General features: G+C 66.3%; 16 protein-coding genes. 7 read left to right on the top strand and 9 right to left on the bottom strand.

The window, feature by feature from the left end:
- Positions 1-22 precede the first annotated feature (22 nt).
- Positions 23-685 (bottom strand): hypothetical protein, encoded by a 663-nt coding sequence (locus DMP03_RS00080; RefSeq protein WP_152118711.1) that lies wholly within the window; start codon positions 683-685, stop codon positions 23-25.
- A gap of 87 nt (positions 686-772) precedes the next feature.
- Between DMP03_RS00080 and DMP03_RS00075 the strand changes: the two genes are divergently transcribed.
- Positions 773-1,240, top strand: a complete 468-nt coding sequence (locus DMP03_RS00075; RefSeq protein WP_152118710.1) for a TRAM domain-containing protein — start codon at positions 773-775, stop codon at positions 1,238-1,240.
- Between the two features lies 1 nt (position 1,241).
- On the opposite strand, the gene DMP03_RS00070 is transcribed toward DMP03_RS00075, so the two are convergent.
- Entirely contained in the window at positions 1,242-1,511 is a 270-nt protein-coding gene (locus tag DMP03_RS00070; RefSeq protein WP_152118709.1) for a DUF7091 family protein, read from the bottom strand.
- Between the two features lie 96 nt (positions 1,512-1,607).
- Between DMP03_RS00070 and DMP03_RS00065 the strand changes: the two genes are divergently transcribed.
- The 3 genes from DMP03_RS00065 (at position 1,608) to DMP03_RS00055 (ending at position 3,778) form a co-directional block, all read left to right on the top strand.
- A complete protein-coding gene (locus DMP03_RS00065) occupies positions 1,608-2,156 on the top strand; it encodes a GNAT family N-acetyltransferase (protein ID WP_152118708.1) in 549 nt (182 codons plus the stop codon).
- A gap of 92 nt (positions 2,157-2,248) precedes the next feature.
- Positions 2,249-3,172: a replication factor A gene (locus DMP03_RS00060; RefSeq protein WP_152118707.1), complete on the top strand. Its 924-nt coding sequence runs from the start codon at positions 2,249-2,251 to the stop codon at positions 3,170-3,172.
- The gene (locus DMP03_RS00055) at positions 3,173-3,778 is read left to right on the top strand and encodes an RPA family protein (protein ID WP_152118706.1); all 606 of its coding nucleotides are present in this window, start codon (positions 3,173-3,175) and stop codon (positions 3,776-3,778) included. It abuts the gene before it with no gap.
- Between the two features lie 15 nt (positions 3,779-3,793).
- Here DMP03_RS00055 and DMP03_RS00050 read toward each other — a convergent pair whose 3' ends face one another.
- Positions 3,794-4,801 carry an A24 family peptidase gene (locus DMP03_RS00050; RefSeq protein WP_152119499.1) on the bottom strand — a complete coding sequence of 336 codons (1,008 nt, stop codon included), beginning with the start codon at positions 4,799-4,801 and terminating at the stop codon, positions 3,794-3,796.
- 109 nt (positions 4,802-4,910) lie between these two features.
- On the opposite strand from DMP03_RS00050, the gene DMP03_RS00045 reads away from it, so the two are divergent.
- The gene (locus DMP03_RS00045; protein ID WP_152118705.1) at positions 4,911-5,894 is read left to right on the top strand and encodes a hypothetical protein; all 984 of its coding nucleotides are present in this window, start codon (positions 4,911-4,913) and stop codon (positions 5,892-5,894) included.
- A 63-nt stretch (positions 5,895-5,957) separates the two neighbouring features.
- Here DMP03_RS00045 and DMP03_RS00040 read toward each other — a convergent pair whose 3' ends face one another.
- The 6 genes from DMP03_RS00040 to DMP03_RS00015 form a co-directional block, all read right to left on the bottom strand.
- The gene (locus DMP03_RS00040) at positions 5,958-6,713 is read right to left on the bottom strand and encodes a TrmB family transcriptional regulator (RefSeq protein WP_152118704.1); all 756 of its coding nucleotides are present in this window, start codon (positions 6,711-6,713) and stop codon (positions 5,958-5,960) included.
- A 1-nt stretch (position 6,714) separates the two neighbouring features.
- Positions 6,715-10,170, bottom strand: a complete 3,456-nt coding sequence (locus tag DMP03_RS00035) for an MMPL family transporter (protein WP_152118703.1) — start codon at positions 10,168-10,170, stop codon at positions 6,715-6,717.
- A 100-nt stretch (positions 10,171-10,270) separates the two neighbouring features.
- The gene (locus DMP03_RS00030) at positions 10,271-11,731 is read right to left on the bottom strand and encodes an MATE family efflux transporter (protein WP_152118702.1); all 1,461 of its coding nucleotides are present in this window, start codon (positions 11,729-11,731) and stop codon (positions 10,271-10,273) included.
- On the bottom strand, positions 11,724-12,314 hold the full coding sequence (locus tag DMP03_RS00025) for a TetR/AcrR family transcriptional regulator (RefSeq protein ID WP_152118701.1): 591 nt from the start codon (positions 12,312-12,314) through the stop codon (positions 11,724-11,726). Before DMP03_RS00025 ends, DMP03_RS00030 begins: the two co-directional genes overlap by 8 nt.
- A 116-nt stretch (positions 12,315-12,430) precedes the next feature.
- Positions 12,431-13,639 carry an MFS transporter gene (locus DMP03_RS00020; RefSeq protein WP_152118700.1) on the bottom strand — a complete coding sequence of 403 codons (1,209 nt, stop codon included), beginning with the start codon at positions 13,637-13,639 and terminating at the stop codon, positions 12,431-12,433.
- A gap of 253 nt (positions 13,640-13,892) precedes the next feature.
- Complete coding sequence (locus tag DMP03_RS00015) at positions 13,893-14,999, bottom strand: LeuA family protein (protein WP_152118699.1); 1,107 nt, start codon at positions 14,997-14,999, stop codon at positions 13,893-13,895.
- Between the two features lie 562 nt (positions 15,000-15,561).
- Here DMP03_RS00015 and DMP03_RS00010 point away from each other — a divergent pair.
- Together DMP03_RS00010 and DMP03_RS00005 are read left to right on the top strand one after the other, a co-directional pair.
- Positions 15,562-15,843 (top strand): DUF433 domain-containing protein, encoded by a 282-nt coding sequence (locus DMP03_RS00010; protein WP_152118698.1) that lies wholly within the window; start codon positions 15,562-15,564, stop codon positions 15,841-15,843.
- Complete coding sequence (locus tag DMP03_RS00005; protein ID WP_152118697.1) at positions 15,843-16,184, top strand: DUF5615 family PIN-like protein; 342 nt, start codon at positions 15,843-15,845, stop codon at positions 16,182-16,184. The genes DMP03_RS00010 and DMP03_RS00005 overlap by 1 nt, the downstream gene beginning before the upstream one ends.
- Positions 16,185-16,461 lie beyond the last annotated feature (277 nt).

The raw sequence follows: 16,461 nt of genomic DNA, 5'->3' as shown, positions 1-16,461 counted from the left end.
GCGTAGCAAGTCTCTCCGCTGGCTATCGCCCGACCGCGAAGAACGCGCCCAACAGGAGACAGACGCTGCCGGCGACGAGTCCGAGCGTCGGCTCGCCGGCTCCGATACCACTGAAAATCGCCAGCATCGAGCCACCGAGCAGTCCGACGACGACGCGCGTCCGGGCCGTATCCGAGAGCGGGCCGCCCCGCTGGCGACGGTAGTCGAGGCCGGCGAGCACGAGCGCGACGGCCGTCGCCAGTCCGATTGGTCCCTCACCGGTGAACAGGCCGAGACCGGTGACGCTCGCAGCGAGTCCACCGACCGCAAGGAGCGTGAGTTCCGGGTCGAGCGGGTTCACCGGCTCACCGTAGCGGGCGTGATAGAGACCAGTCGGGACGGCAGCGACGGCCGCGACGGCGAGCGCGAGCGACGGCGACGAGGTGGCGAGTCCGTAGCCCGCGAGCGCGACAGCGAGGACGCCACCGGCGACGAGTGCGGGGGTCGGCTGGATGGCGTCGGCCGGGTCACCGGAGCGAACGATACCGACGGCGGTGAAGCCGTAGAGGACGACCAGCGCAGCGGCGACCGCGACGAGCCGCGTCTCGGCGGCTCCGAAGAGAACGCCGAAGCCGGCGATACCAAAAGCGAGGACGAGTCCGACCAACGGCGCGGCCTCGGGAACCGGCTCACCACGGCGTGACATACCGTGTGTTGGGGGGTGGCGTGCGAAAGCGTTGCGTCCCGGAGGCGACCCACAAACGTTTACTCGCACCCTGCGTAGGCACGTGGTATGTCCGGATGCCCACTCGCCGACCAGTGTCCCCAGTTTCAGGAGCGAATCGAAGGGATGGGGTGTACACACTACGGTGACCGCGGCGGGGCCGAGTGGTGCAACCACTACAATCAGCCGATCAACGAACTGAAACAACAGCCCGTCGAGCCGGGCGAGGAGGTCGTCATCACGGTCGACGACATCCACGAATCCGGGGCGGGCGTGGGCCGCACCGAGGACGGATTCATCGTCATGGTCGACGGCATTCTGCCGGAGGCACGCTCACGCGTCAAGATTACGAAAGTGCTCGACAACTTCGCGCGCGGCGAGGAACTCGAACGACTGGAACTGGAGGAAGACGACGAGGAGGACGGCGACGACGGCGAGGACGCCGACGCGAGCGACGAGGACAAAGAAAAAGACGAGACCGGAGGACGGACACAGCGCGAGCGGCTGGGCAGCCGCGAGGACTTCTGGGGCTCATAGCTCACCACGTCTCGACACAGCCCTCGCGGATGTCCGCGAGACACCCCTTGCAGTCGGGGTGGTCGGCGTCGAAACACCGCGGCACGTCGCCCTCGAGTGGGACAGCGCGTTTCTCTGCGTAGCGGCGACAGACGAGCCGTGCGTTTCCCTGCTCGTCAGTCGGCAGACTCGCCTTCCCGGCGGCGTACTCGCCTTTCGCGCGTTCGTACTGGCTCCCCGCAGCGCGGAGCTTCGACCGGAGCAGCCGCGCGAATCGCCGTCTGTTGCTCATACCGATCCATCGGACGCTGGCCAGTAGAATCCGTCGGCGCGTAACCGAGTCTCACGCTCGGTGAACGCTTTTTACTCGTCCGGCGGCAGACGACCCATGGCAGGCCCAGTGTACCTCTCCGGCGACCGCATCGACCTCCGAACCGTCGAGGACGACGACCTCGAGTTTTTCCACGAGGCGACGAACCATCCCGAGGTACGCCGCTACATCGCCGGCTTCGACGGTCCGGTCTCGAGAGCCGAGTACGAGCGCGAGGAGTTCGAGAAACACCGCACCGAAGGCGTGAGTCTCGTCGTCTGTGACGGAGAAACGCGCGTCGGAAACGTCTCGCTCGGTCCGGTCAACGACGAACACGGCTGGGCGAATCTCGGCGCGTGGCTCCACCCCGAATACCACGGCGAGGGGTACGCGATTGAGGCGTGTGCGCTGCTGCTGGACTACGCCTTCGGCGAACACGGACTCCGGCGGGTCCGCGCGCAACATCTCGGGCCGAACGACGACTCGCGGCGACTCCTCGACCGACTCGGCTTCACGCAGGAGGGTGTCGCCCGCGACCACAACCGGTTCGAGGGCGGCGTCGTCGACGACGTTCGCTACGGACTGTTGGCCGACGAGTGGCCCGGCAGCGAGCGGATCGTGGAGTAGTTTCACTTTCATCCTGGTAGGCACAATTTAAATACCATCGGGCACCAACCGTCGTACGTCTCCCACTGAAAACACGCGGAGACAGAACGCCCATGAGTGTTACACAACACGCCAAGGAGATACACGAGCAGTTTTCAGACCAACTCGACGTGAGCGTCGAGGAAATTGAGGAGCGACTCGACACCCTCGTCAACGAGTACCGCATCCCGGCCGACGAGGCGCGCCGCTCCGTCGTCTCGAACTATCTGGACGAGACGGACATGGACCGAGACGACCTCGGTGGCGGCGGCAACGAGACGGTCGAGGTCGCAACCATCGCCGAGGACGAACAGTGGGTCGACCTGCGGGTGACGGTCGCGGACCTGTGGGAGCCACGTTCAGAGAGCATCTCGCAGGTGGGCCTGCTCGGCGATGAGTCGGGCACCATCAAGTTCGTCGCCTTCGAGACGAGCGAGCTTCCCGAGCTGACGGAAGGGGAATCGTACGCGCTCGGCAACGTCGTCACCGACGAGTACAACGGGAACTACTCGGTGAAGCTGAATCGCACGACCTCCATCACTGAGCTCGACGAGGAGATAGAGGTCGGCAACGACGACGTGAGCGTCGAAGGTGCGCTCGTGGACATGCAGTCCGGCAGCGGGCTAATCAAGCGATGCCCAGAGGAAGACTGCACCCGCGTGCTCCAGAACGGCCGCTGTAGTGAACACGGCGAGGTCGAAGGCGAGTTCGACCTCCGAATCAAGGGCGTTCTCGACGACGGTGAGGAGGTCCACGAGGTCATCTTCGACAAGGAGGCGACCGAACGGCTCACCGGCACCGGCCTGGAGGAGGCCAAGCAGATGGCGATGGACGCGCTGGACACGACGGTCGTGGCCGACGAGATGGCCGCAGAGATCGTCGGGCGCTACTACCGCGTGACCGGCCCGACCTTCGGCCGGTACGTGCTAGCAAACGAGATGGAACAGCTCGGTGGCGCGGATGCCGAGGCAACACTCATCCGCGCGAGGTCGATGTAGATGTCTTCGATACCAACCCGCGAGGTCGCGCGCCGCGCGTTCGCACACGAGTACAACGACGCCAGTTACACGTTCAAAGAATCTGACGACGAGCGCGCACCGGTCTATGCGCTCCTCCCGACCGGCGAGCGCGCAAACCGCGTGTTCATCGTCGGCACCCTCACTGAGACCGAAGATATCGGCGAGGACTCCGAGTACTGGCGCGGCCGCATCGTCGACCCGACGGGGACGTTCTTCACCTACGCCGGGCAGTACCAGCCCGAGGCGGCGAGCGCCCTGCGCGACATCGAGCCGCCGGCGTACGTCGCTGTCGTCGGCAAGCCGCGGACGTTCGAGACGGACGACGGCGACGTGAACGTCTCCGTCCGCCCCGAATCGATCAACGTCGTGGACGCCGAGACGCGCGACCGCTGGGTCGTCGAGACGGCAGACCGGACGCTCGACCGCATCGAGCGGTTCGACGCCGAGGGGAACGAGTACGGCAGTATGGCCGACGAGCAGTACGACCTGCCGCTGGCGGAGTACAAGCAGGCCGCAGTCGAAGCGCTCCAGTCGCTCGAAGCCGAAGACGGAGAGAGCGACGAGCCGGCGAAAGTCGAGACCTAACGCCACGTCTCCGTTTTACGGTGCCAAGCCGACGATTGCGAGCAGTGCGTACAGCAGGTCACCGTAGAGCAGTCCGACCACCAGCCCGACCGCCATCGGGACGATGAACGGGAGACCGGGCGTGAGCCACACGGTCTCCCGTTCGGCGAGCACGTCGAGTCCGGCGCGCAACTGCTCTGGCGTCGTGCCGTAGGCGCTGGAGTCGATAGCCGCGAGGAACGCGGCAGCGCCCCACGGGTCGTCGGCGTCGATCGGTCGCACAGCCGGGGCAGGGGCGTCAGAGCCGGGAAGCGAGCCGCCGGTCACGTCCGGCCCGGCGGCGAGTGCGCCGTCCGTCGGCTCACCGGTCTCGTTCGCGAGCGAGACCGGACTCCGGTAGCGGCCGGGGTCCCGTCGAACGTCGGCGAGCGTCAGCTGCCGCCAACGGAGATACATCCGGAGGGCGTCGAGGTCGAGTCCGCGCCGCGTCAGCCCGTCCGGCGTTTCGAGCAGGCTCCCGTAGGCGCTCGCCACGTCGGGCACGTCGGCGGGCCGGCCGACGAACATCGTGAGCGAGATGCGGCCGGCGAGCAGATTTCGCGCGGCGAGCAACAGCGGCGAGACCAGTCCCACGAGCACCGTGTTCGAGAGGACGGTCATCGAGAAGACGCCGAGGGGCGTCTCCGTGAGCGGGAGACTCCCGTTCGCGAGCAGATACACCGGGAACTCGGGGAAGACGAGCGCGAGCACGATAATCGCCTTCGCGTCGGCCCCACCGAAGCCGCCGAGTCGCCAGAACACGTAGCCGAGGGGAGCGACGATACCGAGGGAGACGGCCAGGTGAATCCCGAACAGTTGGAGCCGTGGACCGCCGACGGCCACGGCCGCGAGTCCGTCGACGGCGAGCGCGACCACGCCGAGTAAGAGCAGCGGTGCCCAGAGTTCGTCCCGGACGCGACGGGTCTGGATGTCCCGGTAGGCGGCCCACAGGAAGACGGGGACGACGGAGAGCCGAAGCAGGTCCGTCGGCGGGCTGGACAGCAGCGTCTCGGCGGCGGGCACGAGCGTCACGCCGCTACTGTCTTCGGGACGGTATAAGATGCTGTGGGTCCGGAGTCACAACGGTCATACTCGCCGACTGCGAACGACCGGCGTGCGTCCGACGACGCAGGCGACGGGGACCGCGATGCTCGCGGTCGCGGCGGCCGGACTCGTCCTCGCCAGCGGTGCGACCGCCGGCCTGCTCCTCATCGGGCACGCCGGCGTCGGGTTCCTGTTCAGTCTCGTCGCCGGTGTCGCTGTTCCGTACGCGTTCGGTCGCGAACTCGCCACGCACGTCGTCGGTGAACCGCCCCTCGTGGTGACGCGGACGGACGCCGGCTTTCTCGCCTCGATACTCGTGGCCGCACCGGCGACCCGACTGGTCGCTCAGACGGGCGCGGGGGTCGTCGTCGGCTCCGGCGTCGTCGGCCTGTTCGCACACTTGTTCGTCCAGAAGTACGAGGCACCGGCCTACTGTGGCACGTTCGTTGGGATGGCGACCGCGAGCGTGCTCTCGTGGGGTGGGCTGCTGGCCGCGAGTTTCGTCGCCGGCGGCGTCTTCATCGCGGCCCAGCGCGCGTTCAACGGCTTCGGCGGGAAGCTCGGGACGACCGCGTTCGTCGGCTGTGGCGTGGTCGTCCTCGCCGGCGGTTCCGGGCCGGACGTGGGGACGGCACCGAGTACCGCCGTCGTTCTCGGCGGTATCGCGACGGCGACCGCCGGCGCGGTGGCGGCGTATCTGCTCGCGCGCCTGCGCGGACTCGGTCCCGTCTTCGGGTCGAGCGTCGTCGGTATCCTCGCGGGTGGGGTCTCGCTAGTCGTCCCCGGGACGACGCTACTCGCCGCGGCAGCCTTCTGTGGCTCGTTTACCGGGATGAGCCACTCCGGCCGGCTCCCGAGCGTGGCGAGCGTCGGGCTTGCGGGCGTCGTTACGGGGCTGCTGTTTGCCGCCGCGGTGCCCGTCGTCGCCGGCTTCGGCGGGAAGCTGGGGACGATTGCGTTTGTCGCCTGCCTAGTGACACACACCCTGCTGGCCGTCGCAGGCGGGCGACTCGGCGTGGACGAGGCGTTCGGCTTCCAGCCGCTTGAGGGGTAGCCGCCCGACTTCACGACCGAAGCACGAGACGAACGCACAGTTGGGCGCGACGGCGACCGACGGCTAGGCGTCGGCGAACTGCTCGCGCACCAGTCCGGCGATAATCATCGCGAAGCCGGTGTCGACACTCCAGAAGGCGGCCTCTCGCTCGACGTGCGGGATTTCGGCGGTCGGCAACACGCTCAACAGCACCGTCGAACCGTCGGCGACGAAGACGCGCCCGATGCTGATTTCGAGTTCGTCGTCGCGGTCGACCGCCTCGACTGAGATCCCGGTCTCGGCCACGAGCGCCCGTACCTCGTCGTCGGCACTCACGACGATGACATCGACGCCGCGGGCGTCGGCGGCGACGAGCGCGTCGAGCACGTTCCCCTCGACGAGTCGCGGCTGGCTCGTCGCGAAGAAGATGCGTCCGCCGGCGTCGTCCGCGAGCGCGGCGACGCGAGCGGCGATGCTATCGGTCCCCTCGGTCGTCCAGATTGCCTCCTGTCCGTCCGACGGCTCCTGTTCGTCCTGAATCGACTCCAGATACGAGAAGGCGCGGTCGGTCGTCGCTTCGAGCCGCGACCGGAGTATCTCGTGGGCGCGGTCGAGGTCGACCGACCGGTAGCGCTGTGGCGAGCCGGCCTGCACGTCTACGAGCCCGAGCGATTCGAGCTCGTCCGTCGCGCCGTACACCTGCGAGCGCGGCACGTCGGTGACGGCGGCGATGTCGCTCGCCGACGCCACGCCGAGCTGTTGCAGCCCGATGAAGGTGCGGGCGGCGTACGTCGACAGGCCGAGGTCGGTGAGCGCCTCGACCGCGCCGTCGGCGTTCATCTCACTGCTCCTCGGCGAGTTCGCCCCGGACCCACGCGCGGTGGATGCGATCCATCTGCGTCTCCGAGAGCTCGCCGGTCTCGTACTGGTCTGTTGCCAGCCGCAGGTCCGCGTCCGAGACCTCGCCCGCGACGGTGATGCGCTCGAAGAGGTCCGGAATCACCTGGATGGTCGCTTCGCCCTCGATTTTCGTCGCCTCATCGCCGGCGAGTACGTCGCCCTCGATGTCGAAGCTCGCGCCGTCGGTCGCGTCGGCGGGAATATCGACCGTGTACTCGACGGTCGCGGCGTCGGTCTCGAAGGCAGCGTACAGCGAGCCGTCGGCCGTCGCCGTGTCGACCGGAACCGGCGCGGCGTCGCGGAAGCTGACCGGTGCGTCGCTCGTCTCGTGGACGACGCTACGGCCGTTGAGTCCGGCCACGGAGACCGTGACGACTACGCTGTCGCCGGGGGCGGCGACGGTGCGTTCGATGTCGCGCGTCGCGACTCGCTCGCCGGTCGCGACCGCGTCGTCTACGTCGCGGTCAACGTCGGCCGGGCCGACGAACCGCGTCCAGATGGCGAGCAGGCTCGGGAGCACCAACACGCTCGCGAGGAACGCATAGAGGATGGTCATCCCGGTGATGAGACCGAACTGCTGGAGCGGCGGCAGGATGGCGAACACGAGCACGCCGAAGCCGCCGATGGTCGTCGCCGCGGAGCCGAGCAGCGCACCGCCGGTTCCGGTGACGGCCCGCTCCATCGACTCCCACACGTCACCCGTCCGGGCCAGTTCCTGATTGTACCGCTCGGAGAGGTGGATGCTGTAGGCGACCCCCAGTCCCACCGTGAGACTCGTAATCATCCCCGTGAGGACGTTGAATGAGATGTCGAGCAGATACATCGTCCCCAGAATCCACGTGACGGTGAACGCGACGGGCAACAGCGTCACCGCGCCGAGCGTCGCGCTTCCTTCCGTGATTCTGTATGCGGCCATCAGGAAGATGAACGTCGCCGCGAGCGTGATAATGAGGCTGTTGATGACCGTATCGAGCAGTTCGTCCTGGACGATTTTGTTCAGGATGGCGCTGCCGGTAGCGGTCGACTCCAGCCCGTCGCCGTCGAGTTCGGTGGCGACCTCGCCGATCTGCGTCTGGATGGCGTCACCGCCCGCGCCACCCTGCACCGATATGACGAGCCGCAGCGCCTCGTACTCGCCGTCGTCGGTCTGGTAGATGACGCTCTCCGCCTCGTCGGGGGCGGCCTCGTACAGCGCGTCGTAGACGCCCGCGACGTTGCGGTCGGGGACCTCGTCGCCGTCGGTGTCGGCACTCTCGAAGGTTTCGGCGAACGCCTCGTCGGTGGCGGCCACGTCACGCATCACGGACAGCGGCGTCGTGGCGTCGGGGTCGCCGTTCGAGAGGGTCTGTGTCACCCCCTTGTTGGCCGCAGACCGTTCGGCGGTGTCGACGCGTTCGAGAACGGTGTCCGCTGTCACGTCACCCTCGACGAGGATCTGTGCCTGCGAGTCCTCGCGGATGAAGTTCTCGTTGACATACTCCAGGTTCGACTTCGCGGTGTACTCACCGGGCGCGAACGGCTCCGGCAGGTCTTTCATCCAGTCTGCCGGCTCCTCGGCGAGGAAGTCCTCCTGTGAGAAGGAGGTGTCCACCTGCGTCGCCCCGTAGGCCCCGCCGGCGCTGACGAGTAACACGACCACGAGCACGAGATACGGCGCGCGGCGTGCGGCGGTCGCGCCGACGGAGAGGACGGAGGAGAACCGACCGCCGCCGGTTCCGAAGGCGCGTTTCCGGCGGTCGATACCGCGGGCTTCGAGCGCCTCGTCGAGTTCGGCCTTCACCGCCGGCATCAGGATGCCGAAGATAGCCAGCGCCGCCGTGATACCGAACGCGCTCACGACACCGAAGTCGCGAATCGGCGGAATTGGGCTCGTCAAGTTCGACAGGAAGCCGATGACAGTCGTCGCGGTTACGTAGACGAGCGCGATACCGACGCCGGCGAGTGCGACTCGCATCGAGCCGCGCGGCGTGTCGTCGTCACCACGCTCCTCACGGTGGCGCATGAAGATGTGGATAGCGTAGTCGATACTCAGCCCGATGAGCAACACCGGCACCGCAATCATCAGCTGGTTAAACGAGATGTCGGCCCAGCCCATGAAGCCGAACGTCCACGCCAACACCCCGCCGATGCCGAGCAGGCCGAGCAGGATGTCGAGCACGTCGCGGTAGGCAATCACGAGCGCGATGATGACGAAGATGAGCGCGAGCGGCCCGACGATGAGGAGACTGTCTGTCATCGAGCTGTTGATTTCGTCGCTGATGATGCCGGCCCCGAAGATGAGATACTCGCCGCCCTCGGCGGATTCGCCGAGGTCCTGCATCGCGAGCTGTGCGTCGATGACGGCGTCGGAAGCCGCCGCGTTGTTGCCGGCTGGCGCGTTGCTGGATTGCGTGACGAGCAGCATCGTCGCCTCCGCGCTCGTCGAGCCGGTGTCGAAGTCGGTCGGCATGAAGCCGAGCGCACGCGTGTTCGCGCCGCCCGAGCCGTCACCGTCACCGAGGACGGTCGCGACGGTTGATTCGACTTCGCTGCCGTTCATCGACTCGAGCTGCTGATACTGCTCCGCGAGCGTGGCGTTTTGTGCGTCCTGAAGCTGTTCGCGCTCGGTCTGGAGCTGCTCGCCGACGGACTCCAGCTCGGCGGCGGTCGCTTCAAGCTCCTCGCCGCGCGCGGAGAGTCGCTCGTACTGGTCGCTCAAGACGCCCTGCGTGCCGAGCGTGTACGCCTGTTGGGCTTCTTCCTGCGTCTCGGCCTGTCGAAGCTGCTGGGCGGCCTGCTCGAATGTCTGGCTGTCCTCCTCGGTGAACTCGACCGGCGTGTTCGCGCGGACCTCCTCAAAGGCCGCCGCCGGGTCGGCGTTCGGATTCTCGCGCAGGAAGGTGAGCTGTTCGCGGAGCAGCCCGGTGGTCTCGGTCAGCGTCTCGTTGCGCGCTTCGATGGCGGCGCGCTCCTCGGTGACCGTCTGATTCAGCTGTCGGAACTCGGTCGCGAGCTGCTGTACGTCCCGCCCCTCCTCCTGGCTGATTGCCGTGATGGCGACGATGTTCGAGATGCCGACCGTCGGTGTCGAGTCGGTGAGCGTCTCGTTTATCATCGCGTTGGCCCGGAGCGTCTGTTGGTACGCGATGCTCCCGAGCAGCGACTCGCGGTCCAAGACGTTGTCGTCGCGGATGATTATCTGTGCGGAGGTGGTGTTCTCGTCGCCAGTCTGGAAGTTCTCTTCCAAGTACTCCAGCTTCTCGCCCGCCTCGGAGTCCGTCTGGAACTGGTCGAGCGAGGATGTCTGTTCGACCATCGGCGCACCGGCACCGATGACCACCGTCAACAGAAGCATCACCGCGATGACCGCCCGGCTGTGATCTAAGATTCCATCGACGATACGGTCTACGGCGCTCACGCAATCTCCCCCGTGAGCTGTCCGCGCTCGGCGCTACTCATGTCTGTACTATTCTACTAACAGGACGCGTATAACGGTTCCGAAAAGTCTGAACGGTCGTTCAGTCGTCGGCGGCCGCGGCCGACGGCTCGCGGTCGAGCACGTCGTCGGCCCACGTTCCCCGGAGGTACCACGCGCCGGCGACGACGAGCGAGAGCACGTTCGAGACGGCGATGCCGTACCAGATACCGACCGCACCCATCGAGAATGCCGTCACGAGTACGTACGCGACCGGGAGCCGGAACACCCACAGCGAGAGGATGGAGAAGATCATCGCCGCGCGGGTCGACCCGCTCCCGCGGAAGGCACCCTGACACACCTGGTACACGCCGAGGAAGATGAACGTCGGGCCGATGACCTGGAGATACGAGACGCCGATATCGACGACGCTGTCGGCGTTTTCGCCGCTGATGAACACGGAGACGATTGGCTCGGCGAAGACCACCGCGACGACGGTTACCCCGGCGAGGACGGCGGCAATCATCCCGACCGCGTATCGGACGGCCTGTTTCGCCCGGTCGGGCCGGTCGTTGCCGAGGTTCTGGCCGACGACCGTCTCGATGCCCTGTGAGAGCCCGATAGCCGGGAGGAAGATCAAGGAGTTGAGCCGGTTGCCGATGCCGAACGCGGCGACGGCGTCGTCGCCGGCAATCGCGACCAGCGCCGTCAGCGCCGTGATGCCGAGTGCACGCATCGACTGCTCGATGCTTGCGGGCGCGCCGATGGAGACGATATCGCGCAGCGTGTCGGGGTCGAGCCGGAGGTCGGACAGCGAGAGGCTGATACCGACCCGCCCGGAGAAGAGCCACGCCATGCCGATGACAGCGCCGACGCCGCGGGAGAACACCGTCGCGATGGCGGCCCCCTGCACGCCGTAGCCGGTGAAGCCGGTCGCCTCGTAGGCCGTCGTTTCAAGCCCGGACAGCCCGACCATCGACAGCGGGCCGGCTTCGAAGCCGAGGATGAGGAACGGGTCGAGGACGACGTTGAGCGCGACGCCGAGAATCATCAACGCGAGTGGCGTCTTCGTGTCGCCCCACCCGCGCAAGAGCGCCTGAAAGATGAAGAAGCCGAACATGAAGACGACGCCGAGGAAGACGGTTCGGGTGTACTCGACGGCGAGCGCGTACTCGGTCGAGCCGGGTGCCGCGCCGACGAGGCCGACGAGCCACGGCGTGAGCAGATACCCGAGCGCGGCGAACGCGACCGCGAGCACGCCGACGAACGCGATGGTCTGGCCGGCGACGAAGTCGACGCGGTCTTGATTGCCCGCTCCCTTGTTCTGGGCGACGAGGACCGTCCCGGCGACGGTGAAGCCACCGGCGACCGAGATCATCAGGAAGACCAGCGGCCACGAGTACGACAGCGCCGACACCGCCTCCTGGCCGAGCTGGCCGACCCAGAAAGTGTCCGCAAGGTTATATCCCACCTGCAACAGCTGCGAGAGGACGATCGGTGCGGCGAGAACAGTGAGGGGTTTCAGGATGTCACCCTCGGTGACGTTCACGTCGCGGTTACTCATTTGGCCCCTCCGCGAGCGCGTCGATGCGGGCGTGGAGGGTCGCACGCGCCTGCTCTGTGATGTCGTGGTCGGTCGTCGCACTCTCCAACAGCGCGCCGTTCAACAGCATCGTCAGTTCGGTCGCGGCGGTCTCGGGGTCCGCGACGGCGAACTGGCCGCGCTCGACGCCGGCTTCGATCTCCGCGATGACGCGGTCGCGGAGTCGGTCGTCCATCGCCGTGAACGTCGCCCGGAAGTCCGGGTTGCCGACCGCCTCCCCTCGGAGTTCAAGGATAACCCGGCGACCGGTGAGTACGTCCTCGCCCGGGCACTCGGGGAGCAGTTGGTCGACGAACTCGCGGAGATTCGCGGCGGGGTCGTCGGTCGACTCGGCGTCGAGCGTCGCGAGAAACTGGTCGGTCGCGTAATCGAGCAGCGACCGCAGGATGTCGTCTTTTGCGTCGTAGTGGTAGTACAACAGCGACTTGCTCTTCGCGAACTCGTCGGCGATTCGCGCGACGGTCAGGTCGGCGTAGCCGTGGGTCGCGAGCGCCGCGAAGGCCGCCCGCATAATCTGTTCGCGGCTGTCGGGGCCGCCGCTCACGCGTGCACCACCCCCACAGCCCTCACCGCGGCGAGTTGGCTCGAATCGGACACGGATATACTGAACGTTCAGTCAGTAATGAGCGTTGCGGGTGCGGGCGTAGCGCACGGCGAGTGTCACCGATAGCTGGCGGCGAGCCAGCAGAGTCCGACCACGCCCGCGAGGACGCCGCCGGCGAGGAGGGTGTGTCGGTAGCCGACCCGGAGCGCGGCGACGGTACACACCGGCGGGCCGATTGTCGTCCCGAGTCGGAGCACGCTGGTCCGGACGCTCATGATGCTCCCGCGGAACTCGTCGGGGGCGAGTTCGTTGAGCGCGGTGTCGGTGATCGGTTCGGCAAAGCCCTGGCCGAAGCCGAACAGGAGAAGTCCGAAGCCGGAGACGGCGACCGACTGCGTCGTCGCGACGATACCCATCCCGACGCCGTACACCACGAAGCCGAGCGCGATGGACTGGAAGCTGGTGACTCGCGCGAGGATGCGGTCGGTCTGGGTGGCGGTCGTCCCCATCGCGACCGCCGGGATGCCGAGTAAGAGACCGATTTCCAACGACGACAGCCGGTAGGTGTTATCGAGCAAGAACGGGACCGCCGTCAGCTGTGCGCCGTAGAGGATGACGAAGATGCCGAGGATGGCGGCGTAGAGCACGGCGTACGGTCGCAGCGAGGTTGGGCCGGTGAGGAAGGCGCGGAGTCCCTCTCCGTCCTCGACTTGCTTTCGCTCCGGCTCCGAGAGCACGAACAGCCCGGGGACCGCGACGACGAGCCCGAGCCCGAAACAGAGGAACGGGACGGTCCACGCGATAGTGGCGAGGGCACCGCCGAGCAGCGGATACGCCGCCGCGCCGAACGCGAGGATGGCGGCGTTGGTCCCGATGAGCTTCCGGCGCGTGTCGCCGTCGAAGCTGTCCCCGATGAGCGTGACCGTGACCATCGCGATGGCGCTGCTCGCGGCTCCCTGGACTGCCCGGAGCGCGAGGATGACGGGGAACGCCTCGGCGAGAACGACGGGACCAAGCGAGATGGGAATCGCCGACTCCATGAAGACGATACCGCTACCACAGAGTCCAAACAGGACGAGCGACGGGACGAGAATCGGCTTGCGGCCGATGCGGTCGGCCAACATCCCGAGGGGAATCGTGAGCACGACGCCCGGGAGCGTGAACGCCGACAGGAGGAGACTCGCCTGCGACTCGGTAATGTTGAGCGCGTCTTGGACGGCGGGAAGCGCGGGGCTGATGAGCGAGACGCCCATCACAGCGATGAGCGTGCTCGCGAAAATGACGAGGACCGCGGGCGACTGCCGGACGTTTCGGGCGACAGACATCGGCGTGGCTAGCGCAGTGGGGGTAGTAAGCCGTCCGTTCTCCGGACGCGTCTCGGTCGCGCGACCTTTTTGCCCCCGTCGTGCGCCTCGTGTGTATGTCGACCCGCGCTGTCGATTATTGTACTTCCATTGATTGCGGCCGGAGAGGTGGTGTCGCGCATCATTCCGATGGTACCACGTCGACCACGTGCCACGCGATCTCGACACGGTCTTCGACTGGACGGACGGCGAGTAGCCACGACCCCTTAGGCCGTCACTCGACGTGTTCGTGGACGATTTCGCGTGCTTCCTGCTCGGCGAGCGGTTCCCCTCGGTCGGTCGCTGCCTCCTGAATCGCGTCGAGTGCGCGAGCAATGGTGTCGTCGGTCGGCTCAATGCCGGCATCTGCGAGCATTGCTCGGACGGCACCGCTCCCGGTTCCGTGGCCAAAGAGGAGGTGTCGGTCGGCCCCGTAGCGAGTCGGGTCGAACCCCTCGTACGCAGTCGGGTCGCGGAGCATCGCCGCAGTGTGGAGACCGCTCTCGTGGCGGTGGACCGCCTCCCCGATGACGGGGGTGGTGGGGTCGAGTGGAACGTCGAGTAGCTCGTGGACCCGGCGACAGACGGGCGTCAGCTGCTCGTGGTCGATGTCGAACGGGTCGCCGTGTTCCGCCAACAGGACAGCGACGGCCTCCAGAGGAGCGTTTCCCGCCCGCTCGCCGAGACCACCGACGGTGGCGTCGACGCTGTCCGCGCCGGCCTCGACGCCCGCCTTGGCGTTCGCCGCACCGACGTCCATGTCGTCGTGTGGGTGAATCGTCACGTCTACTCCGTGGCCGACGGTCTCGACCACGCCCCGAACCGTCTCGGCGACGCTGCTCGGGTCGCCCGCCCCGGTCGTGTCTGCGACAGTAACGTGGCTCGCCCCCGCCACAGCGGCGGTCTCGGCGTAGCTATCGAGAACGTCTCGGTCGGCGCGAATCGCATCCATCAGCGTAACTCCGACCCGGACGCCACCGTCGGCCGCCAGTTCGACGGCTTCGCGCATCATCGTCTCTGCCGCCTCCCGCGATTCTCCGAGCGCGTGCTCCAGTTGGACCGCGGAGGTAGTGATGATGATCTCGATTTCGTCCGGCTCGACCGCGAGGGCAGCCTCGACGTCGGCCGGAATCGACCGCGCGAGTGCCGCGGTCTCTAGCCCGTGGTGTTCGGCCGCTCGATGCCACGACTCGCGCGGCGTTGCTCTGGGAAAAGAGAGTTCGACCCGCTCGACTCCGAGGGAGGCGAGCGCCTCGATGACGGCGCGGCCCTGCTCGTCGCTGATGTCCAGCCCCGGCATCTGTGCGCCCTCACGGAGCGTTACGTCCTTGAGACCGGTCATCGCAGCCTCCGAAGTCGTCGAGTCGGACGGTTACCGGACCGTGGAGTCACGAACCAAGGTTGCATACGAGCCACCGTACACGGCATCTGCCCATAGCTCTGGCCGTCACCGCTACCTCGCCCGAGACGGACGCGGCTCACGGAAAAGCGACGGAGAAGGCGAGAAGAGACCAGATCAGCCTTCGGCTTCGGCCGGGCGGAGACTGGCCTGCCCGGTGGCGACCTGTGACCCGTACAGAATTGCGAGGACGCCGATTGCGGCGGCCTGAATCAGAAACACAGATCATCATGATGATCCCGCCGACGAAGAAGACGACGCGGAACAACCTCACCTCGTATTCCTCGCCGCGGGGTTGGTAAAACAGTCCCTATCGGGTCAGATGTTCTCACTGTGGAAGTCGCTGTTGCAGGTGCTCGAGGGAGAAAGAAAGAAGCGAGCAGAACGAAGCGTCAACTGTGCAGATCAGATGACGCGGGACTGATCGCAGTCGTGTCTCCACCCCGAGCACTAGATGATCCTTCCCGAACCGGGTGTTCAAGTACGATGGTGGCATAGAAATCGTATGAGCCAAGTGACGAGGCGAATCGTGCGGGAGCTACATGACGAGCCACATCTCGAAGGCCGACGAATCAGCGTTCAGTTCATCAAGACGCAGGTCGAGGACCGTGGCCTCGAACCGCGGACCGTCGCTGATCGTCACGACATCGACGTGGCCGATGTCTATCGAGCGCTCACGTACTACCACGATCACCCGGAAGAGATGCGCACCGTCGAACGCCAGCGCGAGTCGGTAGTCGAGGATCACAAGCACCTGACCACCGACCCTGATGACGTCCGCGACTGATGGCGTACCGAATCCTCGCCGACGAGAACGTCAAGCGAGCGACAGTTAACTACCTGCGAAAACTCGGCCACGATGTCGAGCGTCTCGACGATGTCACAGAGCTCGGACTCGGGAGTGAAGACGAGTCGATCGCCCGGTACGCCCGCGAATACGGTCGTCTGATTCTCACGCAGGACGACGATTTCTTCACCGAACTAGACGTCAAGGACACCGCCGGCGTTCTCTTTCAACGGGACCAGACCCTGTCTACGCGCGAGGTTGGAGACGCAGTTCACGAAATGGCACAGTATCTCGACCAGTCCGACATCGTCCTCGAATACGTCAGCAGGAACTGGCTGTGATTCTGTTCGCAGTCCCAATTCGGACACAGAATCGTCACTACAGCGCCTTATCGTGGAGAATATCCGGGAGACCTTGTACGACAGTACCCCGGAAGACGGTGCGTCTGTGAAACGCACGTTTCACGCCGTGAATTAGATGACGCGGTTCTCTTTACCAGAATGAGGCGAGAATGCCCCTTCCTCAAGGAGCGAGTATTGCGAGTGAGTAGGGAGGGGATGAATCGCCGCACAAGATACGAACCATTAAGTAAACATATCAACAATCAATAAACAGCGA

The sequence above is a fragment of the Halosegnis rubeus genome, from assembly GCF_009184545.1.
GTDB lineage: Archaea > Halobacteriota > Halobacteria > Halobacteriales > Haloarculaceae > Halosegnis > Halosegnis rubeus.
This window is presented reverse-complemented; position numbering and strand designations above follow the sequence as displayed.